The sequence below is a fragment of the Variovorax sp. Soil_C_26 genome, assembly GCF_057657075.1.
On record NZ_JBDGJC010000016.1, the window covers coordinates 16,036 to 41,323 of the forward strand.

General features: G+C 66.4%; 26 protein-coding genes. 15 read left to right on the forward strand and 11 right to left on the reverse strand.

Features of this window, described 5'->3' with window-relative positions; genetic code table 11:
* Positions 1-37: 37 nt before the first annotated feature.
* The 3 genes from leuC to leuB are packed head-to-tail and all read left to right on the forward strand — an operon-like array spanning position 38 to position 3,213.
* Entirely contained in the window at positions 38-1,459 is a 1,422-nt protein-coding gene (gene leuC, locus AC3A6G_RS25905) for a 3-isopropylmalate dehydratase large subunit (RefSeq protein WP_487874938.1), read from the forward strand.
* 33 nt (positions 1,460-1,492) lie between these two features.
* On the forward strand, positions 1,493-2,116 hold the full coding sequence (gene leuD, locus AC3A6G_RS25910; RefSeq protein ID WP_487874939.1) for a 3-isopropylmalate dehydratase small subunit: 624 nt from the start codon (positions 1,493-1,495) through the stop codon (positions 2,114-2,116).
* Positions 2,117-2,139: 23 nt separating this feature from the next.
* Entirely contained in the window at positions 2,140-3,213 is a 1,074-nt protein-coding gene (gene leuB / locus AC3A6G_RS25915) for a 3-isopropylmalate dehydrogenase (RefSeq protein ID WP_487874940.1), read from the forward strand.
* A 246-nt stretch (positions 3,214-3,459) separates the two neighbouring features.
* Here leuB and AC3A6G_RS25920 read toward each other — a convergent pair whose 3' ends face one another.
* Positions 3,460-4,095 carry a TetR/AcrR family transcriptional regulator gene (locus AC3A6G_RS25920; protein WP_487863082.1) on the reverse strand — a complete coding sequence of 212 codons (636 nt, stop codon included), beginning with the start codon at positions 4,093-4,095 and terminating at the stop codon, positions 3,460-3,462.
* A 118-nt stretch (positions 4,096-4,213) separates the two neighbouring features.
* Between AC3A6G_RS25920 and AC3A6G_RS25925 the strand changes: the two genes are divergently transcribed.
* From AC3A6G_RS25925 to AC3A6G_RS25975, 11 genes are all read left to right on the forward strand, one after another.
* Positions 4,214-5,962, forward strand: coding sequence for an FAD-dependent monooxygenase (locus AC3A6G_RS25925; RefSeq protein ID WP_487874941.1), 1,749 nt, complete (start codon positions 4,214-4,216; stop codon positions 5,960-5,962).
* A complete protein-coding gene (locus AC3A6G_RS25930) occupies positions 5,959-6,513 on the forward strand; it encodes a VOC family protein (protein WP_487863084.1) in 555 nt (184 codons plus the stop codon). The genes AC3A6G_RS25925 and AC3A6G_RS25930 overlap by 4 nt, the downstream gene beginning before the upstream one ends.
* Positions 6,514-6,537: 24 nt before the next feature.
* The gene (locus tag AC3A6G_RS25935; protein ID WP_487874942.1) at positions 6,538-7,542 is read left to right on the forward strand and encodes an ABC transporter substrate-binding protein; all 1,005 of its coding nucleotides are present in this window, start codon (positions 6,538-6,540) and stop codon (positions 7,540-7,542) included.
* Between the two features lie 11 nt (positions 7,543-7,553).
* Complete coding sequence (locus AC3A6G_RS25940) at positions 7,554-8,333, forward strand: ABC transporter permease (RefSeq protein ID WP_487874943.1); 780 nt, start codon at positions 7,554-7,556, stop codon at positions 8,331-8,333.
* A gap of 29 nt (positions 8,334-8,362) precedes the next feature.
* Complete coding sequence (locus tag AC3A6G_RS25945; protein WP_487874944.1) at positions 8,363-9,166, forward strand: ABC transporter ATP-binding protein; 804 nt, start codon at positions 8,363-8,365, stop codon at positions 9,164-9,166.
* Positions 9,154-9,909 carry an ABC transporter permease gene (locus AC3A6G_RS25950; protein WP_487874945.1) on the forward strand — a complete coding sequence of 252 codons (756 nt, stop codon included), beginning with the start codon at positions 9,154-9,156 and terminating at the stop codon, positions 9,907-9,909. Before AC3A6G_RS25945 ends, AC3A6G_RS25950 begins: the two co-directional genes overlap by 13 nt.
* Before the next feature lie 10 nt (positions 9,910-9,919).
* Entirely contained in the window at positions 9,920-10,702 is a 783-nt protein-coding gene (locus AC3A6G_RS25955) for a fumarylacetoacetate hydrolase family protein (protein ID WP_487874946.1), read from the forward strand.
* A gap of 8 nt (positions 10,703-10,710) precedes the next feature.
* Positions 10,711-11,094 (forward strand): nuclear transport factor 2 family protein, encoded by a 384-nt coding sequence (locus tag AC3A6G_RS25960; RefSeq protein ID WP_487863090.1) that lies wholly within the window; start codon positions 10,711-10,713, stop codon positions 11,092-11,094.
* Positions 11,095-11,097: 3 nt separating this feature from the next.
* The gene (locus tag AC3A6G_RS25965; RefSeq protein ID WP_487874947.1) at positions 11,098-11,706 is read left to right on the forward strand and encodes an NADPH-dependent FMN reductase; all 609 of its coding nucleotides are present in this window, start codon (positions 11,098-11,100) and stop codon (positions 11,704-11,706) included.
* Between the two features lie 23 nt (positions 11,707-11,729).
* The gene (locus AC3A6G_RS25970) at positions 11,730-12,707 is read left to right on the forward strand and encodes a Bug family tripartite tricarboxylate transporter substrate binding protein (RefSeq protein WP_487874948.1); all 978 of its coding nucleotides are present in this window, start codon (positions 11,730-11,732) and stop codon (positions 12,705-12,707) included.
* A gap of 381 nt (positions 12,708-13,088) precedes the next feature.
* Complete coding sequence (locus AC3A6G_RS25975; RefSeq protein ID WP_487874949.1) at positions 13,089-15,473, forward strand: DNA polymerase II; 2,385 nt, start codon at positions 13,089-13,091, stop codon at positions 15,471-15,473.
* A gap of 81 nt (positions 15,474-15,554) precedes the next feature.
* Here the strand turns inward: AC3A6G_RS25975 and AC3A6G_RS25980 are convergent, their stop codons facing one another.
* From AC3A6G_RS25980 to AC3A6G_RS26015, 8 genes are read right to left on the reverse strand one after another with little or no spacing between them, the layout of a single operon-like run.
* Positions 15,555-15,953 (reverse strand): RidA family protein, encoded by a 399-nt coding sequence (locus tag AC3A6G_RS25980; RefSeq protein ID WP_487874950.1) that lies wholly within the window; start codon positions 15,951-15,953, stop codon positions 15,555-15,557.
* 14 nt (positions 15,954-15,967) lie between these two features.
* Entirely contained in the window at positions 15,968-17,194 is a 1,227-nt protein-coding gene (locus AC3A6G_RS25985) for a pyridoxal phosphate-dependent aminotransferase (protein ID WP_487874951.1), read from the reverse strand.
* A 56-nt stretch (positions 17,195-17,250) separates the two neighbouring features.
* Positions 17,251-18,339 (reverse strand): threonine ammonia-lyase, encoded by a 1,089-nt coding sequence (locus AC3A6G_RS25990; RefSeq protein ID WP_487874952.1) that lies wholly within the window; start codon positions 18,337-18,339, stop codon positions 17,251-17,253.
* A 24-nt stretch (positions 18,340-18,363) separates the two neighbouring features.
* The gene (locus tag AC3A6G_RS25995; RefSeq protein ID WP_487874953.1) at positions 18,364-19,122 is read right to left on the reverse strand and encodes an amino acid ABC transporter ATP-binding protein; all 759 of its coding nucleotides are present in this window, start codon (positions 19,120-19,122) and stop codon (positions 18,364-18,366) included.
* Positions 19,119-19,781 (reverse strand): amino acid ABC transporter permease, encoded by a 663-nt coding sequence (locus AC3A6G_RS26000; RefSeq protein WP_487874954.1) that lies wholly within the window; start codon positions 19,779-19,781, stop codon positions 19,119-19,121. Before AC3A6G_RS26000 ends, AC3A6G_RS25995 begins: the two co-directional genes overlap by 4 nt.
* On the reverse strand, positions 19,778-20,494 hold the full coding sequence (locus tag AC3A6G_RS26005) for an amino acid ABC transporter permease (RefSeq protein ID WP_487863099.1): 717 nt from the start codon (positions 20,492-20,494) through the stop codon (positions 19,778-19,780). The genes AC3A6G_RS26000 and AC3A6G_RS26005 overlap by 4 nt, the downstream gene beginning before the upstream one ends.
* A 22-nt stretch (positions 20,495-20,516) precedes the next feature.
* A complete protein-coding gene (locus AC3A6G_RS26010; RefSeq protein WP_487874955.1) occupies positions 20,517-21,404 on the reverse strand; it encodes an amino acid ABC transporter substrate-binding protein in 888 nt (295 codons plus the stop codon).
* An 11-nt stretch (positions 21,405-21,415) separates the two neighbouring features.
* On the reverse strand, positions 21,416-22,156 hold the full coding sequence (locus AC3A6G_RS26015; protein ID WP_487874956.1) for an HAD-IA family hydrolase: 741 nt from the start codon (positions 22,154-22,156) through the stop codon (positions 21,416-21,418).
* A gap of 100 nt (positions 22,157-22,256) precedes the next feature.
* Between AC3A6G_RS26015 and AC3A6G_RS26020 the strand changes: the two genes are divergently transcribed.
* A complete protein-coding gene (locus AC3A6G_RS26020; RefSeq protein WP_487874957.1) occupies positions 22,257-22,937 on the forward strand; it encodes a GntR family transcriptional regulator in 681 nt (226 codons plus the stop codon).
* 532 nt (positions 22,938-23,469) lie between these two features.
* On the opposite strand, the gene AC3A6G_RS26025 is transcribed toward AC3A6G_RS26020, so the two are convergent.
* Positions 23,470-24,402, reverse strand: coding sequence for a nucleotidyl transferase AbiEii/AbiGii toxin family protein (locus AC3A6G_RS26025; RefSeq protein ID WP_487874958.1), 933 nt, complete (start codon positions 24,400-24,402; stop codon positions 23,470-23,472).
* Entirely contained in the window at positions 24,399-24,998 is a 600-nt protein-coding gene (locus AC3A6G_RS26030; protein WP_487874959.1) for a type IV toxin-antitoxin system AbiEi family antitoxin domain-containing protein, read from the reverse strand. Before AC3A6G_RS26030 ends, AC3A6G_RS26025 begins: the two co-directional genes overlap by 4 nt.
* Positions 24,999-25,288: the final 290 nt, after the last annotated feature.

The window sequence follows — 25,288 nt, forward strand, 5'->3', positions numbered from 1 at the left end:
AAGCGCAATCCAACCTCCGTCCGAGAACCCACGCGCCATGCCCGCCTTCGTCCCCCGCACCCTGTTCGAAAAGATCTGGACGCCGCATGTGGTCATGCAGCGCGACGATGGCCAGAGCCTGCTGTACGTGGATCGCCACCTGGTGCAGGACGGCTCCGCGCCTGCCTTCGAGATGCTGCGCCAGCGGGGGCTTCCGGTGCGCCGGCCCGATCGCGCGTTCGCGACCCCGGACCATTACGTTCCCACGAGTTCGCGCACGCTCGCAGACATTCCCGATGCCGAGAAGCGCGCGATGGCCGATGCGCTGCGCGATGACAGCGCCGCGGCGGGCATCCGCTTCATCGGCATCGACGACATCCGCCAGGGCATCGTGCACGTGGTCGGGCCCGAGCAGGGGCTGAGCCTGCCGGGCAGCGTGATCGTCTGCGGCGACAGTCATACCGCCACGCACGGCGCACTCGGTGCGCTGGCCTTCGGCATCGGCGCCTCCGAAGTGGCGCATGTGCTCGCGACACAGACGCTCTGGCAGCGCCGGCCGCGCACGCTGCGCGTGATCGTCGACGGGCGCCTGGGGCAGGGCGTCTCGGCCAAGGACATCATCCTCGCGGTGATCGCGCGCATCGGTGCCGCGGGCGGTACGGGCCACGTGATCGAGTACGGGGGCGAGGCGATCCGCGCGCTCCCGATGGCGGGCCGCATGACGGTGTGCAACATGTCGATCGAGGCCGGCGCCCGTGCCGGCATGGTCGCGCCCGACGACACGACCTTCGAATGGCTCGCCGACCGCCCCGAGGCGCCACGGGGTGCCGCCTGGGACGCGGCACTCGCGCGCTGGCGGCAACTGCCGAGCGACGAGGGCGCGGCATTCGACCGCGAGGTGCGCCTGCACGCCGGTGAGATCGAACCAATGGTGACCTGGGGCAACAGCCCGGAAGACGCACTCCCGATCACGGGCCGCGTGCCCGACCCCGCCCAGGCCTCGAACGCCGAACGCCGCGAAGCGCTCGAGCGCACGCTCGCCTACATGGGCCTCGTCCCGGGCCAGGCATTGGCCGATGTGCGGGTCGACCACGTCTTCATCGGCTCGTGCACCAACGGCCGCATCGAGGACATGCGCAGCGCCGCCGAGGTGGTGCGCGGCCGGCGCGTGGCGGAGGGTGTGGAGGCGTGGGTCGTGCCCGGCTCGGGGCTCGTCAAGCAGCAGGCCGAGTCCGAGGGGCTCGACGCGGTCTTCCGCGAGGCCGGGCTGCAATGGCGGCACGCGGGCTGCTCGATGTGCCTGGGCACCAACGGCGACCAGGTCGCTGCGGGTCGGCGCTGCGCGTCCACTTCCAACCGCAACTTCGTCGGCCGCCAGGGGCCGGGCTCGCGAACGCACCTCATGAGCCCGGCAATGGCCGCGGCCGCCGCCGTGACCGGGCGGCTCACCGACGTACGCGGCCTCTTGCCCGCAGGCTGAGCGACGCACGACAAGCCAAGACACACGGACCCCATGGAAGCCTTCATCTCTCTGGATGCAGTGGCCGCGCCACTGCCGCGCAGCAACATCGACACCGACCAGATCGTGCCCGCGCACTACCTGCAGAAGCCGCGCTCCGACGACTTCGGCCGCTACCTGTTCCACGACGTGCGGCGCGACGTCTCCGGCGCGCCGCGCAGCGACTTCGTCCTCAACGCTCCGGCGTACGCGCAGGCGCGCATCCTCGTGGCGGGGCGCAACTTCGGCTGCGGCTCCTCCCGGGAGCATGCGGTCTGGGCGCTGCATGACGGCGGCTTCCGCTGCGTGATCGCCCCGAGCTTCGGCGACATCTTCTATTCGAACGCGCTGAAGAACGGACTGCTGCCGGTGCGGCTGGCCGAAGACACGGTACAGGCGATGCTGGCCGAGCTTGCGTCGGCACCCGGTGCCCGTCTGCGCGTCGACCTGGCAACGCAGACCGTCACCCGCTCCGGCGGCGAGGCGGTGCCGTTCGCCATCGATCCGTTCGCGCGGCATTGCCTGCTCGAAGGGCTCGACGAAATCGCCTACACGCTCACGCAGCGCGACCGCATCGACGCGTTCGAACGCTTTCGCCATGCAGGCGCAGACGCACATTCCAACCAGCAGCCCCTCTGACGGGGCGAGAAAGGCCTTTCGAAATGAAGATCGCAGTGATGCCGGGCGACGGCATTGGCCCCGAGGTGACGACCGAAGCGCTCAAGGTGCTCAAGGCCGTGGTGGGCTCCACGCAACCGATCGAGTTCGCGCATGCAGCCATCGGCCAGGCCGGCATCGACACCGCGGGCGACCCGCTGCCCGCCGCCACGAGCGAGATCGCGCGCAAGGCCGATGCCATCCTGTTCGGTGCCGCCGGCATGCCGGGCGACGAGACGATTGCGTTCGCGATGCGCCCGGGCGCGAGCCTGCTGCGCCTGCGCAAGGAGCTCGGGCTCTTCGCCAATTTCAGGCCCGCCTTCCTGTTCCCCGAGCTCCTCGGCGCTTCCACGCTCAAGCCCGAGGTGGTGGAAGGCCTGAACCTCCTCATCCTGCGCGAGCTCACGGGCGACGTGTATTTCGGCGAGCCGCGCGGCTCGGGCCTGAACGCCGCAGGCGAGCGCGAGGCCTTCAACACCATGCGCTATTCGGAGCCCGAGGTGGAGCGCATCGCCCATGTGGCGTTTCGCACCGCACGAAAGCGCAAGGGCCGGCTGTGCTCGGTCGACAAGGCGAACGTTCTTGAAGTGATGCAGCTGTGGCGCGAGGTGGTCACGCGCGTGGGCGCCGAATACCCGGACGTGGAACTCACGCACCTGTTCGTCGACGCGGCCGCGATGCAACTGATGCGCGCGCCCAAGCAGTTCGACGTGATCGTCACCGGCAACATCTTCGGCGACATCCTGTCGGATGCGGCGGCCATGCTCACGGGCTCGATCGGCATGCTGCCCTCGGCCTCGATGGCAGCCGGCAGCTTCGGCCTCTACGAGCCGGTGCACGGCACCGCGCCCGACATCGCGGGGAAGGATCTCGCGAATCCGCTCGCTGCGATCCTGTCAATGGCGATGATGCTGCGCTTCTCCTTCGGCCGGGCCAGCGACGCCGAGCGCGTGGAGCAGGCGGTGCGCCGCGTGCTGGCTAACGGCCTGCGCACGGGCGACATCTACCAGCCGGGGACGACGCGCGTGGGCACGGCGGCGATGGGGGATGCCGTGGTTGCGGCGTTGAGCGGGCGCTGAGCGCGAGCGGGCGGGTTCCGCGCGGGCCCTTGCGACGGTCGACCTTTCAGGCCGCCGGGCATTGACGGCATCACCTGGATGTCCATCGGATGCGGCTGCGCTCTGGCGTTAGGGTCACTTTGTGTACTGGACCCGTCGCGCTCGGGATCAGGGATGGACACGCACGATCTTCAGCAGAGGCATACCCCTCGACCTGCACCGGCAGCGAGGCATCGGTGAGCATCATCGGTGTCCCGGCGGCTGGCCTCAAACGCTCCGATCCAGTTCGACGGACATCACGTCAGAGGCCAGATGATCAAGTTGTTGAAGGGTCAGCGCCAGCACTTCGGATTCGCTCACTGACCGGTCTGCCAGCCACGCCAGAACGAGCTGATCGTGGAATCCGATCCAGGCACGCATGCAGGCTCGAACCTTCCTGGTGGGACCCGGAATCCCCAGGACTTCGCAAATCCTATCGATCGCTTGCTGACGCGACGCTTCCCAGATCCCGGCCACCTCCGCATTGATGGCGAGGTTGTGGGAGCGCGCTCTGAAGAGCGCATCGCCTTGCCGTTGCTTCACGGCCTTCAGATGGGCGCGCAGGAACGATGTCAATTGCTCACGCGCGGTCCGTCCGCGAAACGAGTCCTGCTGCGTCTTGTTCATCTGCTGCGCCGCCGCCCGGCTGACCTCGGCATACAGACCTTCCATCGAGCCGAAGTGATGAAAAAGCAGGCCGTGCGCGACGCCGGCCTCGCGAACGATCTCGGCGGCCGAGACGTCCAGGAATCCCCGGCTCGCAAAAAGGCGCTCTGCCGTTTCCAGGATTCGTTGCTTGCCCGAGGGCGGCCGATCGGGTGTTTCCCGGTTGCGGCGACCTGGAGGAATCGCGTTGTCTGTCATCGCTTCGATCATATGACCGCCCGGAAGCGGGGCATTCCGTGCCTCAGGGAAAACCAGCGGACGCGGTTATGCTTCGCGCTCTAAACTGACTGACAGTCAATCAAGAACAAGTTCAATCATGTTGATGCAATCAGGAGACGCGTCTGCTCTCGGCTACGAGGTTCTGATCGTCGGCGGCGGGCCGTGCGGTCTGGCGGCGGCCATTGCGCTGGGGCGCTGCGGGGTACGCACGCTGCTCGTCGAGAAGCACCCGTCGACGAGCTTCCATCCGCGCGGCCACGTCGTCAGCGCGAGGACGATGGAGATCTTCAGGACCTGGGGACTGGAGGACGCGGTCCGCGCCCGCGGCATTCCGCACGACCGGAATCAGGGCGCCATCTTCGTGCGATCCGTTGCCGGCGAAGTGATCGGCGAGATCCGTACGCGCGCCGATCGGCAGCGGAATCGACTCTTCGAGACGTACGGCCCGAGTGCGAAGACATCCTGCCCGCAGGATGCGCTCGAGCCGGTTCTTCGACGCGCCGCGGAAGATCAGACCAGCGTGCAGGTCATGTTCGGGACCCTGCTGGAAGCGCTGGAACAGGACGAGCGGGGTGTGTCGGCAAAGATCACCACGGCCGATGGCGCGACGCGCGTCGTCCGCGCCCGCTACGCCATCGCGGCCGACGGCGCGCGCGGGACGCTTCGCGAGCGGGTGGGCGTTCCTCTGGGCGGCGAAGCGGCGCTCGGCCATCAGATCGGCGTCTACTTCGAGGCCGACCTGTGGCCCTGGGTGGCGAATCGCCCGAATCTGCTTTGGTGGATCTACAACCCGGCGACCGTCGGCGTGATGATCGCGCTGGACGGCCGCAACCGCTGGACCTACAACTTCGGCTACGACGCCACCAGGAATGCCCCGGGAGATTTCACCCGCGAGCGGTGCGCCGACATCGTCAAGGCGGCCATCGGCGTCGAGGATCTTCGATTGCAGGTCAGGGACGTTCGCGCATGGCGCATGCAGGCGCGTATCGCGCAGAAGCTGCGCGTCGGCAACATCTTCCTTGCAGGCGATGCCGCCCACCCCTTGCCACCTACCGGCGGGCAGGGAATGAACACGGCGATCGGCGATGTGCACAACCTGTGCTGGAAACTCGCGCTGGTCCTCAGGGGCGTGGCGGGGGAGGGGATTCTCGACTCGTATGAAGCCGAACGCCTGCCGGTGATCCGGTTCAACGTGGCGCAGAGCGTGCGCAATGCGCGACGCATGGAGGCCGCAGGGCTGGGCGGCATCATGAAGACGCACGAGGACTTCTGCGAAGACGACATCTCGCGCATGCGCGACGCCATTCCCGGCCAACGGGATCATTTCGAATACCACGGGCAGACCTTCGGCTATGCCTATCGCTCGGCGCTGGTCTTCGACGAGGGAAATCCGGCGCAGCCGCCGGACGTCAACACCTATGACGCAAGCGCCGCGCCGGGCGCACGCGCGCCCCACTGCTGGCTGAAGCTGCCCGAAGGCGGGCCCACGATCTCGACCGTGGACCTGTTCAAGGACCTGCGCTTCACCCTGCTCGCAGGGCGCGATGCCCAGCCATGGGTGCAAGCGTTCACGAAGGCGACCTCCGAGGCAGGCATCCGCTCACAGGCATTTGTCGTGGGGGCGCATCGCGACCTGCTGGACCACCTGGGGGCGTTCCACGACCTCTACGAAATCTCTCCGCGCGGTGCCGTCCTCGTCCGGCCCGACGGCCATGTTGCATGGCGCGCCAGGGACGCCTTGCCCCAAGCAGACCGAACGATGGCGCAAGTGATCGGTGCCTTCGCCTCGAAACCAGACGAGCGGGATGCCGAGCCCGCGTCACAACACCAGGAGGTACACGCATGACTTCAGTCGCTGCCATCGCCACCAAGCCGCCCCGGCGGTTGGCCCACGTCGCATTGCGCACCAACCGGCTGCGCGAGCTCGTGGACTGGTACTGCACGGTTCTCGGTGCGCACGTGGCCCACGCGTCCGACAAGGTCGCGTTTCTGACCTACGACGATGAGCACCACCGGATCGCGCTGATCGCGCTGCAAGACTATCCGCCGCCAGACGCGACGGTCCGTGCCGGCCACTTCCACACGGCCTTCGCCTACGACTCGCTCGCCGACCTGCTCGACAACTTCGTGCGGCTTCGGCAGCTCGGGATCGTTCCCCATCGCGCGATCAACCACGGGCCCACCGTTTCCTTCTACTACGCGGACCCCGAGGGCAACCAGATCGAGCTGCAGGTGGACAGCTTTCCCGATCCCGAGACGACCAATGCCTGGCTCCAGAGCGAAGCGTTCAAGCGCAACCCGATCGGGATCGAATTCGACGCGGACGAGATGCTGCAGAAGCTGCGCGGCGGGGTTCCCGAAGTGGAATTGATGCGGCGCCCCGATTCCGTCCTCTGAGTCATTCAAGCAAGGAGACATGGCATGCTCAACAGGTATCTGAGGAAAGCCGCCATCGGCTTGACCATTGCGGCTGCGGCGCTCACCGCGGCGGCCCAGCCCGCGACGACGAAGCTGGTGCTTCCCGCCGTCTCCGTCCTCTTCGCGCCGGTCTACATCGCCCAGGACGCCGGCTACTTCAAGGACGCGGGCCTCGACGTGGAGCTCAGCCAGCTGGCGGGCCCCGCTGCGCTCAATGCGCTGATCGGCGGCAGCGCCGACTTCACCACGATCGCCGGCCTCATCCAGCTGCGCGCGGCCCAGCGCGGCCAGAAGACGCTGGCCATCGCCGGGCTCCAGGAAAACGCGACCACCGAGATCGTGCTGTCTGGGCCCACGGCCGAACGCCTGGCGTCCGCCAAGTCGCCGATGGACCGGGCCCGCGCACTCAAGGGCCTGACCTTGGCCGTCGACACGGCGAACGGCCTGCCGCAGGCCTATCTGCGGTTCGTCGCCCGGCAGGCGGGCATCGACGCCGACCGGGACATCCGCCTGGTCTTCATTGCGCCGCCCGGGATGGACGCGGCGCTTCAGAAGAAGGAGGTGGATGGCTTCGTCTTCTCCAGCCCGTTCACGCTGGAAGCCGTCCGTCGGGGCGCACGCCTCTGGATCAGCGGCCCCGGCGGCGATTTCCCCCAGGTGAATCCGACGACGTACAACGTGCTGGTCGCCCGCGCCGGCTTGTGCAGCAGTGCCGCGGCCACCTGCCGCCAGATGGTCGGCGCCCTCGACCGCAGTCTGGCGCTCATCGCCGCCGAGCCGCAGAAGGCGCTGGCGCTGCTGGGCAGGCGCTTCGAGAAGATGGACCCCGATCTGCTGAAGCAGGCGTTCGAGAGCTTCCAGCGCAACACCCCCGCGCGCGCCATGCCGATGGGAAGGGCGTTCGACCACACGGTGGACGTGATGTTCGGTCCGCAGGATGACAAGGCAGCACTGAAGGCGCTCGCCAAGACCCTCTTCACCGACGAGTTCGTGGGCTCCGGCAGATAGGCGGGCCGAAGATGAATCATCGTCGCGTGTGGACGGACCGGGTCGTTCTGGCCTGCGTGGTCCTGATCGCCTGGGAGGTGGTGGGGCGCCTGCGGGGAGCCTACTGGATCAGTTCGCCGACGCTGGTCGTGGAACGAATCTGGATGCTGGTGCTGAATGGCGATCTCTGGTTCCACGGCCGGTTCACGCTCGGCGAGGCATTCGGCGGCTTCCTCCTCGGTGCGATCCCCGGCTGCGCGGTCGCGATGGCGCTGCGCCGCCATCCCTTTTCGCGCGCGGCGTTCGTGGGTGTGGCCGCCATCGGATACGCCATCCCCAAGACGGCGCTCGTGCCGTTGTTCATCCTCTGGCTCGGGGTCGGGCCTGGTGCGAAGGTCGCCCTGGTGGCGGCGGCGATCTTCTTCATCGTCTTCTACAGCACCCTCGACGGCGTCGAGGCCGTCGACCGGAAGCTCCTGCTGTCGGTGCGCGTTCTCGGTGCCTCGGAATCGCAGTTGCTCAGGCATGTGGTCTGGCCCGCCGTCGCCCCGTACGTCTTCGGCGGTCTGCGCGTGGCCGTCCCTTACGCCGTCGCCGGTGCCATCGTCGGAGAGATCATCTCGTCGAATCGCGGCCTGGGCTACCTGGCGCAGTACGGCGCCACGGATTTCGACACCACCCTGGTGTTCGTTTCGCTCGTGACCGTGATGCTCATCGTTCTTTCGGTGAGCGCGGTCCTGTCGCAGATCGAGAAGCGCCTGCTGGGGTGGCAAGCCGACCCGTCGCAGGGCGCGCGCACCGTCGGAGCATGACCATGAAGAGAGACATCCCCGAGGCGGCCATGGCCGACGTGCTGCTGCAACTGCGGCAACTGGGCATCTCGTACGCTGCGCGCACTGCCGGCGAGCGCCACTGGATCCTGCGCGACCTGGACCTGAGCGTCCGGGAGGGCGAATTCGTGACCGTCATGGGTTCCTCCGGCGCCGGCAAGTCGACGCTTCTGAACCTGGTGGCACAGACGCTGCAACCGTCTGCGGGTCAGATCGCCTTCCGGGGCGAAGTCGTGGGGGGCGCGGACATGCCGCCCAACCCCGGCAGCAGCCGCCAGATCGGCTACGTCACGCAGGATGACAACCTGCTGCCGTGGCGCACCGTGTGGGACAACGTGATGTTTCCGCTCACGCTCGCCGGCAGGCCTTCGCCGTCGGAGCTCGAGCGCGTGCGGCATCTGATCGACCGGGTCGGGCTCGCCCAATGGACGAGGCATTTCCCGCATCAGCTGTCGGGCGGGATGCGCAAGCGCGCATCCCTGGCCCGTACGCTCGCCTACAACCCGCCGGTCGTCCTCATGGACGAGCCCTTCGGGGCACTCGACGCCGAGACGCGGGCGCAATTGCAAAGCGATCTGCTCGCGCTGTGGGCGACCGAGAAGAAGACGATTCTGTTCGTGACGCACGACATCAACGAAGCCATCGCGCTGGGCGACCGCATCATCGTGCTGTCGGGTTCGCCGGGGCGGATCGTGCTGGAGCGCCACATCGACATCGACCGCCCGCGCGATCCGGAACTGATCTTCAAGGCCCCGACGTTCGCGGGGCACTATGACGCCGTGCGCGATTGCCTGCGCCGCGCATGCCAGCCATGACGCGGCAGGAGGTGCTTCTGGCCAGGTCGCTGGGCCTGGCCGCTTTCGCAGCGGCGTGGGAGCTCGCGAGCCGTGGTGTCGGGGACTACTGGGTCCCCGGCATCGGACAGGTCGCCGCGCGGGTCTGGTCGGAACTGCTGGCGGGCAGGCTCCTTGCCGACCTGGCCGCGACCGGTCACCTGCTGCTGGCGGGCACGTCGGTCGGCGCCGTGTGCGGATGCGCCATCGCGTGCGTGCTCAGGCTCGCTCCGCGGCTCGACACGATGGTGCAGCCGTTCATCACGGCCCTCATGAGCATTCCGAAACTGGGCCTGGTCCCGCTTCTCGTGCTCTGGTTCGGCACCGGATGGGCGCCCAAGGTGATGCTGGTCGCGCTGACGGTCCTCTTCATCGTCTTCTCGCTGACCTATGCGGGCCTGGCCACCGTGAACGCGCGCCTGGTCATGACTGCGAGAGTGTTCGGTGCCAGTCCGCTGCAGCTCACGCGGCATGTCGTCATCCCGAGCGTGCTTCCCTTCATGTTCACGGGACTTCAGGTCGCCTTGCCGTGGGCGGTCAGCGCGGCGCTCGTTGCCGAGTACCTCGCGGCGAAGGTGGGGATCGGACACGGCATCGAGCAGGCCAGGCAGCTCGGCGACTCGGCCGGGGTGTACTACGGCATCGTCCTGGCGACGGCGCTGGTGCTGCTTTGCAACGGCGTGCTGGCCGCGCTTCGCAAACTGGCCATCAAGGTTCAACCATAGGAGCGACGACATGAAGATCTACAAGTTTCTGGAGGCAGGGCGACCGCGGTTCGGCGTGCTGGACGGGCCGGCAACGGTGCGGGCGCTGAAGGCGTCGCCCTTCGAGGGGGCGATCGAGCCGGGCGAGGAGACCTGGCCACTCGCGAGCCTGGCGCTCCTGCCGCCGACCGTGGCGCATCCGCGCATCTTCGGCGTCGGCTTCAACTACAAGGCCCACATCCTCGAGACCGGTCGCGAGCTCCCGGAGATTGCGCCGCTCTTCATGAAGCCTGACACCGCGTTGATTGCCCATGGCGAGCGCATCGTCTACCCCGAAGGCAGCACCATCGTGCACTACGAGAGCGAACTCGTCGCGGTGATCGGGCGCCAAGCGAGGAACATCGCGCGGGCGGACGCGCTGAGCTATGTCCTCGGCTACACCTGCGGCAATGACGTGAGCGAACGCACGATCCAGCGACAGGAAATGGCGATGGGTCTCATGACCATCGGCAAGGCGTTCGACACCTTCGCGCCGATCGGCCCCTGCATCGAGACGTCGGCGGACCCGTCGAAGCTGCGGATGCGAGGACGCTTGAACGGCGCGGTCGTCCAGGACTGCGACACCTCCGACCTGCTCTTCGGCGTCGACGCGCTCGTGGCCTACCTGAGCAGGTCGATCACCTTGATGCCGGGCGACCTCATCATGACCGGAACGCCGGGCGGCGTGGGACCGCTTCGGCCCGGCGACACCTTCGAGGTCGACATCGAGGGCGTGGGGGTGCTGAGCAACGACGTGGTCGCGCAGGGCGCATGACGACGCCCATGACGAACTCCACCATCGAATCGCAGGTCCTCGCCGCCGACGAAGCCAGATACCAGGCGTTGTACCGGCAGGACCTGGCCGCGCTCGAGCAGATGCTCGCGCCCGACTACCGCCACACCCACGCGAACGGAAAGACCGACGACAAGGCCGCTTTCCTCGCGTCGATCGCGGCAGGCAGGTACCGCTTCGTCGAAGCGCTGCGCTCCGGCCAGTGCGTCCGGACGAGCGGTCCTGTTGCGCTGTTGAGCGGCAAGACCCGCACGACCCTGGACGTCGCCGGCCAGATCAAGGTCATGGACAACGCCTTCGTCACGGTCTGGATCCGGGCCGAGGACGGGTTGAGGCTGCTGCATTGGCAAGCCACCAAGGTCCTGGAAGGCTGAAACATGCAGCTTTCAAACACCATCGAGCAGGCGCCGAGGCTGCATGTCGTGACGTGCAGCACCCGCGCGGGCAGGGTAGGGGATGCAGTGGCCCAATGGTTCGCCGGGGAAGCGGGCCGCTCCGGCAGGCTCGCGGTCGAACGGGTCGACCTGAAGACATTCGACCTACCCGTCTTCGACGAACCAAGGCACCCTCGACTGGGCGAATACGCCCATGCGCATACACGGGCATGGGCTGCCAAGGTGCAGGAAGCCGACGCCTTCGTTTTCGTCATTCCCGAATACAACCACTTTCCTCCGTCGTCCTTCGTCAATGCACTCACGTTCCTGTCACGGGAGTGGCACTACAAGCCGGCCGGCTTCGTGAGCTACGGCGGCATCTCGGGAGGCATCCGCGCGGTACAGGCGGCCAAGCCGCTGCTGTGCGCGCTGCGGATGGTGCCGGTCGTGGAGTCGATCGCGGTTGCGGACATTGCGAGCCGGCTGGATGCGGCCCGATCCTTCGTGGCCACCGATGCAATCGTCGCGGCAGTCGAGCCGATGCTGCGAGAGATCGATCGGGTGGCCCGCAGCCTGCGGCCCCTGCGCGCCGAACACCAACCCGCCTCGTGAGCAAAAAACCAGGAGACAGATCCATGAAGAACGCAGCAAGACGGTACGTCGCGGCACTGTTGGCCACCGCGGCGCTCGGGGTCCCCCTGGCCGCATCCTCGCAAGCCAAGTACCCCTCCCGCCCCATCACGCTCGTGCTGCCGGCCGGCGCGGGCACCGGCGTCGACATCATCGGGCGGCTCGGCGCCCAGAAACTGTCCGAACTGCTCGGCCAACCGGTGGTGGTCGACAACGTGGTGGGGGCCAGCGGCGTCATCGGCGTCCAGAAGGTGACGCGCGCGAAGCCGGACGGATACACGTTGCTTTTCGCTTTCAATCAGACGATCACGATGAATCCTCACATGGTCGCCAATCTGCCGTACGACCCGCAAAAGGAACTGGTCCCCGTCTCCAGATTCGCGGCTTCGCCCTTCGTCTGGATGGTGAACGCGCAGGCCCCGATCGCAACCTTCGCGGAGCTCGTGACTCACGCGAAGGCGCATCCGGGCAAGCTCGCGATGGGCGTCACCGGATTCGCCTCTGCCGCCTATCTCGGCTCGCAGCTTCTCGCTCACCAGGCAGGTGCGGAAGTTCTGCCGGTGAACTACGCGGGCAATTTCAGCGGCGACCTGATGTCGAACGTGGTCCAGCTCTCGATGAGCCCTGCCGCACAGGTTCCGGCCCTGGTGGCCAGCGGCAAGGTGCGCGCGCTGGCGCAGACGGGCTCGCGCCGGGCCGAGGGAATGTCCGGGATTCCTACCGTCAAGGAGACAGTGCCGGGGTTCGTGATCGATGGGTGGTATGCCGTCTGGGCGCCCGCGGGAACGCCGAAGGAGGTCGTCGCGGCATTGACGGACGCCTGGCGATCGGTGGCATCGATGCCCGAGGTCAAGGAGCGCCTCGCCGCAGTGTCGGCCGTCGCGGTGGGAAGCACGGCGGAGGAACTGAATGAACTGATCCGCACTGAGACGAAGATGTGGGGCGAGGTCGTCAAGGCGCGGAGAATCGTCCCGGCGCAGTGAGAGCGTTCTTCGTTGCGAGCGCGAGCCTGCCGCGGCTGGAAAGGGAGCAACAGGCCGGCGGCGGCGCCAGGCGGCACGGCTTGCCGGCAATCTCGCGCATGTATGCGGGGCTTGTCTCGACAGGCCCACAGCGGCGAATGCATGTGGCCAGCAGTTGCTGACGGCATACCGGCCCAGCAGATGCAAGGCATCGGGTTGGGAGCGCGCGCCGAGCACATAGGCCCTGCGTACCAGAGGGCACAGACGCGCGCCCTGCGTAGTGGCGAGCTCCATGAACCTTCGCAGGTCCCGCGCCTACGATCGATCAACGCACGTTGCGCGGCGAGAATCGTCTGTGCCCAAGTCCGTCTTCCCTCCTTGCCCGACTCTCTCCAGAATCCCGTGACATCCGCCGAACTCAAGGGCTTCATCCTCACGCGTCACTGGCGGGATGCGCCCGCCGGTACGGTGATCGAATACTGGCTGGCAACCGATGCGGGGCCGAGGAAAGTGGTCCTGACCTCCCGCAGCAGCGTTGCGTTCGTTGCCACCCGGCACAAGGCGGCGGTCGAAGACCACCTTGCGGCCATGCAAGGCGTGCAGTTGCGCGAGCTCGAGCTCAAGACCTTCCAGCAGGAAGCGGTGCTCGGTGTCTACGCGAAGCACTTCCGCCAGCTCGGCCGGTTGGCTCGCGCCCTCCAGGCACAAAACATTCCCCTGCTCGAAGCCGACGTGCGCCCGCATGACCGCTACCTGATGGAACGCTTCATCACCGCCGGCGTGCGGGTGGAAGGAGGGCGCACAGAGGGCGCCACCATCGCCGACTGCAGACTCAAGCCCGCGCCCGAATTCCGGCCGGTGCTGAAGGTCGTGTCGCTGGACATCGAGACGAGCCAGGACGAAGCGCTCTATTCCATTGCGCTGGACGGCACGCTGGAGCGTGTCGTCTTCATGCTGGGCGAGCCGCCGCAAGGGGCGTCATCCGGATCGCATGCGCCCAAGCCCTTCGCGCTCGTCTATTGCCCGTCGCGCCGGGCGATGCTCGAGAAGCTCAATGATTGGTTCGAGCGGAACGACCCCGACGTCATCATCGGCTGGAACGTCGTCCAGTTCGACCTGCGGGTGCTTCAGAAGACAGCCAACGACTGTGGCGTGCAGCTCCTGCTCGGGCGGGAGCGCCGTCCCATCGAATGGCGCACCCATCCGGGCAAGCAGGGGTACCTGTTCGCGCCGACACCGGGCCGGGTCGTCATCGACGGCATCGACGCGCTGAAGGCCGCGGTGTGGAGCTTCCCGTCCTTCAGCCTCGAGACCGTCTCGCAAGCGCTGCTCGGTGAGGGCAAGGCCATCGGCGACGAATACGACAAGATGGCCGAGATCGAGCGTCGCTACCAGGAAGACAAGCCTGCGCTCGCGCTCTACAACATCCGCGACTGCGAGCTGGTCCTGCGGATCTTCGACAAGGCGAAGCTGCTGCAGTTCGTGATGGAGCGGGCCCAGACCACCGGACTGCAGGCCGACCACTTCGGCGGCTCGATTGCCGCGTTCAGCCACCACTACATGCCGCGGATGCACCGGCTGGGCTACGTGGCGCCGAATGTGGGCGAGATTGCGAGCAAGGCCTATCCCGGCGGGTACGTGATGGACTCGAAACCGGGCTTCTACGACTCCGTCGTGGTGCTGGACTACAAGAGCCTCTACCCCTCCATCATCCGGACCTTCCTGGTCGATCCGGTGGGCCTCGTCGAGGGCTCGGACGCCAGCGATCTGGCCGGGTGCGTCAGGGGACCGAAGGGGACTGTCTTTTCGCGCGACAGGCACTGCCTGCCCGAGATCGTGACCACGCTCTGGCGCGCCCGGGACGAGGCCAAGCGCGCGAAGAACGAGCCGCTGTCGCAGGCGCTGAAGCTGCTCATGAACTCCTTCGCCGGCGTGCTGGGCGCGAGCGAGTGCCGGTTCTTCAACCCCGAGTTGGTGTCCGCCGTCACGCTTCGCGGCCACGAGATGATGAAGCTCACGCGCGAGTTCGTGGAGAAGCGGGGGTATGAGCCCATCTACGGCGATACCGACTCCATCTTCATCTGGCTCAAGCGCACCCATGCCAACGAGGAGGCGCACGCCGTCGCGGCCAGCCTGGCGGCGGACATCAACGACTGGTGGACCCGCACACTCCGCGACGAGCAGGGGCTGGAGAGCTTTCTGGAGATCGAGGTGGACACCCACTACAAGAAGTTCTTCATGCCCACCATTCGCGGCTCGGAGGTCGGCAGCAAGAAGCGCTACGCGGGTCTCGGTGTAGACGCCGCGGGCAAGGAGCAGATGGTGTACCGCGGCCTGGAGATGGCGCGCAGCGACTGGACCCCGCTGGCGCGGCAATTCCAGGAGGGCCTGCTTTCACGCATCTTCCAGGGGGCGCCGTACAAGGAGTTCGTGGTCGACTATGCGAAGTCGACGCTGGCTGGCGCCAAGGACGACCTGCTCATCTACCGCAAGCGCCTGCGCCATCGGCTCGACGCCTACCGGGTCAACGTGCCGCCGCAGGTCCGGGCCGCGCGCATCGCCGACGAACACAACGCCCGCATCGGTCGGCCCAAGCAGTATCAGAAAGGCGGCTGGATTCAGTACGTCATGACGCAGAACGGTCCGGAGCCGCTGGAAACCCGCCATGCGCGCATCGACTACGAACACTACCTCACCAGGCAGCTCCAGCCGATTGCCGACGCCATTCTCCAGCCCATGGGAGAAAGCTTCGTGGCCTTGACGACGTCGCAACATGGGCTCTTCTAGCCGAGATCGAAGGCGCGTCGCTCAACCTCCTCGCTCTCCTCGTGATCGCAGCCTTGACGAAAAACGGTGGTTGCCGCTGCTCTACCTCGACGTTTGGCTCGCAGAGCCTCGGTCGAGTATTGCGTCGACCTCGATGTCAAACGCCGCAAAGCCCGAATGGGTCAGCGTTCTCGCGGGCGGGGGCCACCCGACGTAAGTCGCGTAGATTGCATCGAACTCAGCGGCGTTCGCCATATCCCTGAGAAATACACCCACCTTGACTGCGTCGCGGAGACTCGATCCTGCTGCGTTCGCGGCTGCCTCGAGATTGTCGAGCGCCATCCTTGCCTGTACGGCAAAGGGCTTGTCACCATGCCTGACGTTGTCGCGATCACGTGGGGTCTGGCCCGATAGGAACACGAGGTGGCCCGATTGCACCGCGACGCTGTAAGTGCCGGCTGGCGGCGGCGAGGATTCGCTGCTGAAGGCTTTTCTGATCATGTGCTGATTCATGCTCAGGAAACCCGGTGCCGCTCGACCATGGCAGCGATGCGCTGGACCGCAGCCACTGCTGCATCGTGATTCTGCGAGAAGTTCAAGCGGATGCTGTCATGTGCGTCCGAACTGAATTCGGTTCCGGGCGTGACAGTGACGTTCGCCTGCAGCCGCAGTGCTCTGACGAAGACCGGCAGGGGCGGGTGCAGCTTCGGAAGGCGCGGAAAGAGGTAGCTGCCCGCCTGCGGTGTGCGGACCACCACGCCGTCCGTGTCTCGGAAGACCGCCAGCAATGAGTCGCGAATCTGCTGGTGCTTGGCGATGCGTTCGCCCAGCCATCCGGCGGGCTCGGAGAACCAGGTCTGCAACACGGCCTGGCAGTAACCGGGAGCGCGCAGGGAAACGATAGCCTGGAGCTTCTCCATGCGCTGCACGAGGCGTGCACTGCCGAAGGCCACTCCCAGCCGGTAGCCACTCAACGATTCCGTCTTGGACGGTCCCATGATGGTGATCACGTTGTCGATTCCGGTCGCAAGGCGGCGAAGATGGACGTACGGTTGTCCCTCGTAGAGCAGCCGCGAATAGAGCTGATCGACGATCACTGTTGCACCGAAGCGCTCGGCGAGGCCCGCGATCTGCGCGATCTCGCTTCGGGAGTACACCGCTCCGGTCGGGTTGTTCGGGTTCGAGAACAGGAAGACCTTCGCACCTGCCTTGAAAGCGGACTCGAGTTGCTGCAAATCCAGGCCGGCGTGCACGGTGCCGTTCAAGTAGTCGAGCCGCACGGGGATCATCTGCGCACCCATGAATTCGACCAGCTTTCGGTTGGCGAAGTAGTCCGGCTGAACGATCGCTACCTTGTCGCCTGTGGTGACGGTGCTCGCGACGGCCAGGAAAAGGGCACTTTGCGTGCCGGGAGTGATGATGACTTCTTCGGCGCCCGAAACGGGGTGCCCGGAAAACGCACTCAGAGCGATCGCGAGCTTCTCCCGAATGGCTGCATCGCCGCGGTACTCCGTGTAGGCTTGGGAACCGCCGCGATGCGCCCCCTGGACGAATGCATCGAGTGCACCGGGCGTCGGCTCGAATCCGGTAGCGTTCACGTCGCCGTGCGAGAAATCGACCGCGGCGCCCGGGAGGCTTTCACCGGGTCTCGTCGGACTGTCGTCGCTCGGGCTTTCGCGCACCTCTTGACCTGGCGCGTTGTCAATACCCAGCTTCAGGAATTTCTCTTCAATCGTCTTCATGGCGTTCTCGCTGTGTTGTAGAAAAAGCGCGTACACGTGCGCGTTCGCGCAAGGTGTCAGGCGGTGCGTAGGCCCGATGTCGTGTCGCGCTCGGTGTAGGGTGCCCCGTCGTCGCCCTGGATCAGCGCGGCGAGCAGCGGCATATCGACGTTGCCGCCGGAAAGCACCACGACGGCATCCCTGTTGCCGAGCTGGAGGTGGCCGGTCAGAACGGCAGCCAGGGCCACGGCGCCGCCTGGTTCGACGACCATGCGCAGTTCGGCGAGCGCGAAGCGCACGGCTGCCGCGATTTCCGCGTCCGTCACGGTCAATGCGTCGGTCAGGCAGTGCCGGTTGATCTCGAATGGCAATTCGGCGGGCGTGGTTGCCTGCAGGGCGTCGGCGAGCGTGCTCGCGGCAGGGCTGTTGACCTCCCGCGTTCCGCTGTCGAGCGAGCGCGCCGTATCGTCGAAACCGAAAGGCTCGACCGCGGCGATCCGTGCAGCCGGAAGTAGGGCCTCCAGCACCAGGCCGCATCCCGCCAGCAGGCCGCCACCGCCGCACGGTGCGGCAAAGGTACCCAGGTTGGCCTTGGCCGCGGGCGGCAGTGCATCGAGCGCTTCCAGTGCCACGGTGCCCTGCGCAGCCAGCACGTCGGGGTGATCGCCCGGCGGTATGAGCGTGCCGCCGGAATCGTGCAGCAAGCGCATTCCGATCGCCTCTCGGCTTTCGCGTCGCCGGTCGTAGTGGACTACGCGGGCGCCATGGGCCAGCGCGCGAGCGACCTTGTTGCGCGGCGCATCCGCGGGCATGACGATCGTGGCTGGAATGCCGAGGCACCGGGCGGCCCAGGCGATGGCCTGGCCATGGTTGCCCGTGGAATAGGCCACGACGCCACGTTGCCGCTCGGCATCGTCCAGGCGCAGCATGGCGTTGAAGGCGCCGCGCGCCTTGAACGATCCCGTCACCTGCAGGTTCTCCGCCTTCAGCCAGACCGGCGCGCCGGCGATGCGATCGAGAGCTGTCGAGCGAATGAGGGGCGTGCGCACCACGTGCGCGCTGATGCGGTCGAGCGCTGCCTGGACGTCGGCGAAGGTCGGCACGCGCATGCGGCCCAGCGATTCGTGCGTGATGACCGCGCGGGGTTTCGAGAGGTGTGGTGTCATGGTGTGCGTTCGTGCCCGGTGCCCTCAGTGGGAGACGAGCCGCGAGAGGAATTCGCGCGCTCGCGCGGAGGCCGGGGATGCGAAAAAGGCGTCCGTCGGCGTGTTCTCCACGACCTTCCCGGCATCCATGAAGATGACGTGGTCCGCGGCGCGGCGGGCGAACCCCATCTCGTGCGTGACGACGGCCATCGTCATGCCGTCCCGGGCGAGTTCCAGCATCACCGCGAGCACTTCGCCGATCATTTCCGGATCCAGCGCCGAGGTCGGCTCGTCGAAGAGCATGACGATCGGCTCCATCGCCAGCGCCCTGGCGATCGCGATGCGCTGCTGCTGACCGCCGGAGAGCTGGGCCGGATACGCGTCGATCTTCCCCGGCAGTCCGACACGGCCCAACAGTTCGCTGGCCTTCTGATGTGCCGCTTCGCGCGTGCGGCCGAGCACCTTCATCGGGGCAAGACAGAGGTTCTCCAGCACGGTCAGGTGCGGATACAGCTCGAAGTGCTGGAACACCATGCCCACACGGCTGCGCAGCCGGCTCAGGTCGGCCTTCGCTTCCCCTAGTTCGACGCCGTCGACGCGCACGCTGCCCTGCTGGAAGGGCTCGAGGCCATTGAAGCACTTGATCAGCGTGCTCTTTCCGGAGCCGGAGGGCCCGCAGATCACGGCCACCTCGCCGCGCTGGATCGCGAGGTCGCAACCGTTGAGCACGGGCGCCGATCCATAGGACTTGTGCAATCCGCGCACCTCGATGATCGGTGCGTCGGTATTGGTGCTGGTCGTCATGGGGCGCTCCTGCGGTTGGCGGCCAGGTGGGCCGCCAGGGAAAGGGATGCGCAGAGCACGAAGTAGACGAGCGCTGCGAACAGGTACATCTCGACCAGCCGGTTGTCCCGGTTGGCCACGATGCTTGTGGAGGTCATGAAGTCCCTCAGCGAAATGACGTAGACGAGCGAGGTGTCCTGGAACAGGACGATCGCCTGGGTGATGAGCACCGGCATCATGTTGCGCACCGCCTGCGGCAGCACGACGAAGCGCAGCGCCTGCGCCGGCCGCAGCCCCGATGCCGCGGCCGCCTGCCACTGGCCCGCGCGCACGCTCTGCAGGCCTGCACGGATGATCTCCGAGTAGTACGCGGCTTCGAAGAGCGTGAAGGCGATCAGTGCAGAGGGGAGTGCCCCCACGGGCCTGCCCACGATCAGCGGCACCAGGAAGTAGAACCAGAAGATCACGAGGATCAGCGGCACGGCGCGGAATCCGTTGACATAGACGGCCGCGGCCCCGGCGAGCAGGCGATGCCGGGAGAGACGCGCGAGCGCCAGGAACAGGCCGAGCACGAGGCCGCCCGCCATCGCCACCAGGGTGAGCATCAGGCTGAGCCCGAGGCCTTCCAGGAGGAATGGCCACGCGCTCACGATGACGGAGGCATCGAATGTCCCGCTCATGCCCGTTCTCCCTGGGTACCGGGGATCATCAGCTTCTTCTCCAGGCGGCGCATGCCTGCGGTCACGCAAAGCGCGATCGACAGGTACACCACGGTGGCTGCCGTGAACGCCTCGAAGCCGTTGAAGGTGTAGCTTTCGATCTGGCGGCTCTGCGCTGTCATCTCGAACACGCCGATGGTCAGTGCCAGCGCGGAATTCTTGAAGACGGTGAGGAACTCGGAGGTCAGCGGTGGCAGCACGAGCCGCAATGCCTGCGGCAGCAGAATGAATCGGTAGGCCTGCGCCAGGCTCATGCCGCTCGCAGAGGCGGCGAGCCATTGGCCGCGCGGCAGTGCGCCGATGCCGGAGCGGACCTGGACCGCGACGCGCGACGCAGTGAACAACCCCAGCGCGGCGATGGCCGTCCAGATCTCGGGCATGGGCAGATCCCGCTTGAGCCATCGGCCGGCCTCGCTCGGCAACAGTTCCGGCACCACGAAGAACCAGATGAACAGTTGCACCAGCAGGGGGACGTTCCTGAACACCGAGACGTACCCTGTCAACAGCCATCGCACCCGGCCGGGCAATGAGCCGAGCACGCCGAGCCCGAGACCGATCGTGACGGCGATGGCCCACGCTGCGAGCGAGATCAGCACCGTCGCTTGCAGGCCGGACAGCAGCCATCCCGCGTAGGGGTCCTCGAAAAGGACCTTCCAGTTCCATGCGTAGTTCATCAGGCGTCCCGAGCGGGCTGCTTCATTCCGGGAGCGCGGCCAATTTCAGCGCGGCGGCGAGATCCTTCGAAAGCGGCACGTCCAGAGGCGCGAACCACTTGTCGTACGAAGCAGCAAGCTCGCCGGAGCGCACGGTGCGCGCGATGGTGGCGTTCACGAGGCTGAGGAACACGGTGCTGTTCTTCTGCAGCATCAGGCCGTACGGGTCGAAGGACAAGGGCCGGCCAACCACCTCGTACTCGAGCGGTGCCGGCGCGGTCTTGCGCAGCCCGGACAGCAGGATGTCGTCGGTCGAGAAGGCGTCGACCCGGTTGGTCGAGAGCGCGAGGAAGCCTTCCGAGTTGTCCTTGACGGCAACGATGCGGACCTTCAGCTTCTTCGCTTCGATCAGTGCCTTGATCAGCCGCTCCGGCGTCGTGTTGATCGGCAGCGCCACGGCCTTTCCATCGAGATCCTCGACCTCCCTGATGTCCGCGCCCTTGCGCACCAGCAGTCGGGTGGTCGAGATGAAGTGCGGCGCGCTGAAGTCCACCTGTGCCTGGCGTCCCAGCGTGTTGACCGTCGAGCCGCATTCGAGATCGACGGTGCCATTGGCTACCAGTGCGATGCGGTTCTGCGGGTTCACGGCGATGTGGTCGACCTTCAATGCCGGCATCTGGAGCTTCTGCTTGACCGCGTCGACCACCTTCAGGCAGAGGTCCATCGCATAGCCGACGGGCTTGCGGTCGGCATTCAGGTAGGAGAACGGGATCGAGGATTCCCGATAGCCCAGCGTGATCGTGCCCTTGGCCTTGATGCGTTCGAGCACCGGGTCGGTGCTCTGCGCGAGCGCCGCACCGCTGCTCGCGAGCAGCGCGACGCCGACGACGCGCAACAGCAGGCGAGACATGGAATGGATGGCGGTGTTCATTCGGACACTCCTCAAGAGGCCAGCGCGGCCGCGGGTTGATCGGTGCCGGTCAGCGCGGCGACGAGTTCGGCGAGGCTGGAGACCGTGAGGTCCGGTCTGGCTTCGGCCGCGCCTTCGCCCGACAGACCCAGCAGGCGGCCCGGGCGGTTGACCCAGGCACAGCGCACGCCCAGCCGATTGGCCGGCGTGATGTCGGCCCGCAGGCTTTGGCCCACATGCAGGATCCGCTCGCGCGGGATGCCCATGCGCATGAGGTCGCCGATGCCCGTGTCGAAATGCGGCCAGTCCGGCTTGTAGGCACCCACGCGCTGCGCCGTGACGATGAGGTCGAAGCGGAAATCGAGGTTGTCGCACGAGGTGTTGAGCGATGCCTGGTCGATGTTGCTGAAGGCGCCGACCTTGGTCGACTGCTGCAAGCGCTTGAGTCCGGCGTGGCTGTCGGCGAAGGCCGGCCAGGTGTGTGGCGCTGCCGAGAACTGGCGGCGAAGGTCGGGGTCCACGGCCACGTCGAACTGGGCGCAGATGCGCTCGAAGCACTTGCTCAGCACATCGGGGTAGAGGTGGGCAGGGCGTTCCTTCTGGATCGAAGCGCGTGCGCCATCGAAGGCCATGACGAGCGCCTCTGCGTCGGCCTCGATCCTGTTGTCCCGTGCCCAGCGGGTCAGGAACCTGGCGATCGAGGGTTCCCAGTCGATCAACGTGCCGTAGACGTCGAAGGTCACTGCGTCGAAATCGGAGAGGCGGAGCGTCATGTGCAACCTTGAAGAAAGTGGAAGTTGGCTCACTTTAATCGATTATCGATAATCGTCAAGGTGGTGCTGGGTCCGTACAATCCCTGACAGGAGAAAAGCTATGGACCACATGGAGGCCGCGCTCGCCGGCCAAGTCCTCGGAGATCGATCGACGGCCGGCGCCGTGGTGGACGCCTTGCGTATCGAGATCATTCAAGGCCGCCTGAGGCCGGGCGAACGCTTGCGGCAGGACGCGGTGGCCTCACGCTTCGGCGTCAGCCAGACGGTCGTGAGGGAAGCGTTCAAGGACCTCGTGCGCGAGTGCTTTCTGGCCTCGGAGCCCCGGCGCGGTGTCAGCGTGGCCACCATGTCCGCTGCCGAGGCGGAAGAGATGACGCAGTTGAGGAGCCTGGTGGAGCCGCAAGCCCTGGCATGGGCGATCCCGCGGCTGAGCGCTGCGGAGTTCGCCGACGCCGAACGCGTGCTGGAAGAGCTGGACCACGAGGCAAGCGTGGACCGCATCATCCTGCTGAACGCCCGCTTTCATCGGGGGCTGTATGCAGCGGCCAATCGCCCCCGGACGCTGACGATGGTCGAAACGCTGCGCCTGGGTTTCGAGCGCTATCTGCGCTACACGTGGGAGTTCACATCACACCGGAATCGCTCGCAACAGGAGCACTGGGAGCTCCTGGCAATGTGCAAGCGGGGCGATGTCGTGAATGCATGCCAGCTCCTGCGACAGCACATCTGCGCCACCGGCGAACTGCTTGTTGAATGTCTCGCGGCGCGTCCTGTCGGGTGATCCCCGCAGCGGGGATGAGGTCGAAGGCTCTCGAGAGGGATGCCCTCAACCTCTTGAAGAGGGAGTGGGGGCTTCCGGCCTCAAGGCCGTCGAAACCAAGCACGAGTGCCCAACCCAGAAGTCCTTCGCGACGTTCTGCAGGGCCGCACCGAGGCGCGCGGCGGTCCCCACGAGTCGCTGGGCTCCGTCATCCTGCCGATCAGGACGCGGGCTCGGTGGCGCCGTGCGAGTGCATCGACGACCGCAATAGTCCGGTGAGGCTTGAAGCTTGGGAAGACTGTTGAGGGCCGGCGGTTGTACAAGCCGGGTCGATTTTTGGCACAGCGCCTTACGCGCGACCTAGTGTTGCAGCTTCTTGTCGACGGCGGCGCGCGTGCCCGCGCTTGAAGTGGAGAACTGGGCGGGCGCTGGCCGGTGAAGGGCGGCCGACCGACCGATCTTGAACTTCTCAGGCCGGGTTGCGCGGGTGCTGCAGCGCTGGTGTCCGGCAGGCGCTCCGCACGCCAAGCTACACGATCTCATTGCCGGGGCCTCAATGAGCACTTGGCTTGATCAGGGGGGACCGGACCCAGCGCAACGCATCAGGATGCCAAGTGGCCGTCACCTGCCTGTTGGTCGCTGCAGCCTCGGTGGAAAGCCACAGCAGGTCGTCCAGCAGCGCCACGGTATCACCAAGGCTGGCAGCTTCGATGCGGTTCTTGTCGAGGAAGGCTTGCCACTGACGCCGCTTGGCTGCATCTTCGCCGAACGGCCTGGTCAGAGCCAACGGGCGCTCCGTGGGCAACGCGGTCTGACGCCGCGCAAAGGTGGCGGCGATGGCTGTGGAGAGCGTGGCGCAATCCAGTTCCGTGCGCCGTGCAATCACCGCGAGGTCGTAGAAGTCCTTCATGCGGCTGTTCGCCCGGCCCAGTACCACCATGGCATGGTATTTCTCGGCGATCACGGTGTAGACCGGGTACGACCGCAGCGTGGGGGCCTGGAAATCCTTGAGCAAGGTTGGGTATGCCATCGTCTGCGGACCGGGCGTCACGGCATCACCGAACCCCACGTCGATCTTCAGGGCGCAACGTGCGGCCCCGATGCGTGCGGCCAGCGTGATGCGGGAGCCGCCATAGGCGTTGTCTTCCCGGATGGCTTCGGCCTTCACGGATGCGGGGTCGAACACGATGCCGTCCCCCAGGTCCATGACGGCGACGTCGCGAAAGGTGGCGACCAGGTCTGCCAGATCGTCGGTGCCGAAGCCCAGCAGGTCGACATCGCGCGTCGGCCGATGCGGGGTGTCGTACCACAGCGCAAACAGTAGTGCACCCTTGAGCAGGAAGCGGTCGGCATGCGGCGAGGTGCCGAGACGCGTTAGAAGGCGCTCCATCGCGAATCGGTTGAGCAGCAGGCTGTAGTCGTCGCCCCTTTGCTTGGCCAGCGCCAGCAGCCGGGCCAGGATGGATGCGGAGAGGTTGCCGGTCATTGCGTCACCGCCTCGAGGTAGGGTTGCATGACACGTTCGACGCGATTGGCCTTGGCGAAGTGACTCAGTTCAGCCATCGTGACCTTGCGGCTGTGCCAGGCATCCTTCAGTGCTTCCAGCGCCACGTCCAGGCCGATCTTGTTGCGGAACTTGAAGCAGTCGGTCACCGTCTTGGCAGGGCTGTACACCCGGATGGGCGCGCCGTGCTCGGTCACGGTCTGGACACCGTCGCTGTAAGCGGCGCCACGCAGGCGAGTGACCCGCAGCGCCGGGTAGCCCAGCCTTGGGGTCTGCGTTGCCTCGGGCAGTGCAACCCAGACTTCGCGGGGCAACTGGGTGCCGATCTCGTGGAATCGGAGTGCGCTCAGCAGGCACAGCACGGCCTTTGGCACGCGTTGGCATACCTCGATGAGGGTCTGGTGCTCTGTGACTTCGGCATCGGGCAGCCCGTACAGGCCGCGGGCGAACCGTTGCAGCTTGCCAGTCTGGTGCAGGCGAATCAGAAGCTGTGGCGACCAGCCGCGCTCGCGCACATCCGCAGCCCGCAGCACGCGCAGGTGCCGGGCCAGTTCGAGGATGTGGTCTGACTGGTTCAAGAGGAACAGTTTAATATATGCATTACTTGTGATCAAGTGATGCACATTTCAATCTGGATGACCCGGTGGTCTTGCAGGCTCGCCAGCATAGGGCTCTCGCTTGGATCCCGGTGAGAAGTGGAGGCCATGCAGGGTGAGTGCCACGGGGAAGGAGTGCGGATCCCAAAGCGGCCTCGCCCGGTGCGACATAGGTTCCAAGTGCGACGCGCAGCAACTTTCCTTCCCGGATGAGCAGGGAAAGTGCTTTGCCGATAGCAGCGCGGCACCGGATCTTGGTGGCACGGTCGTCT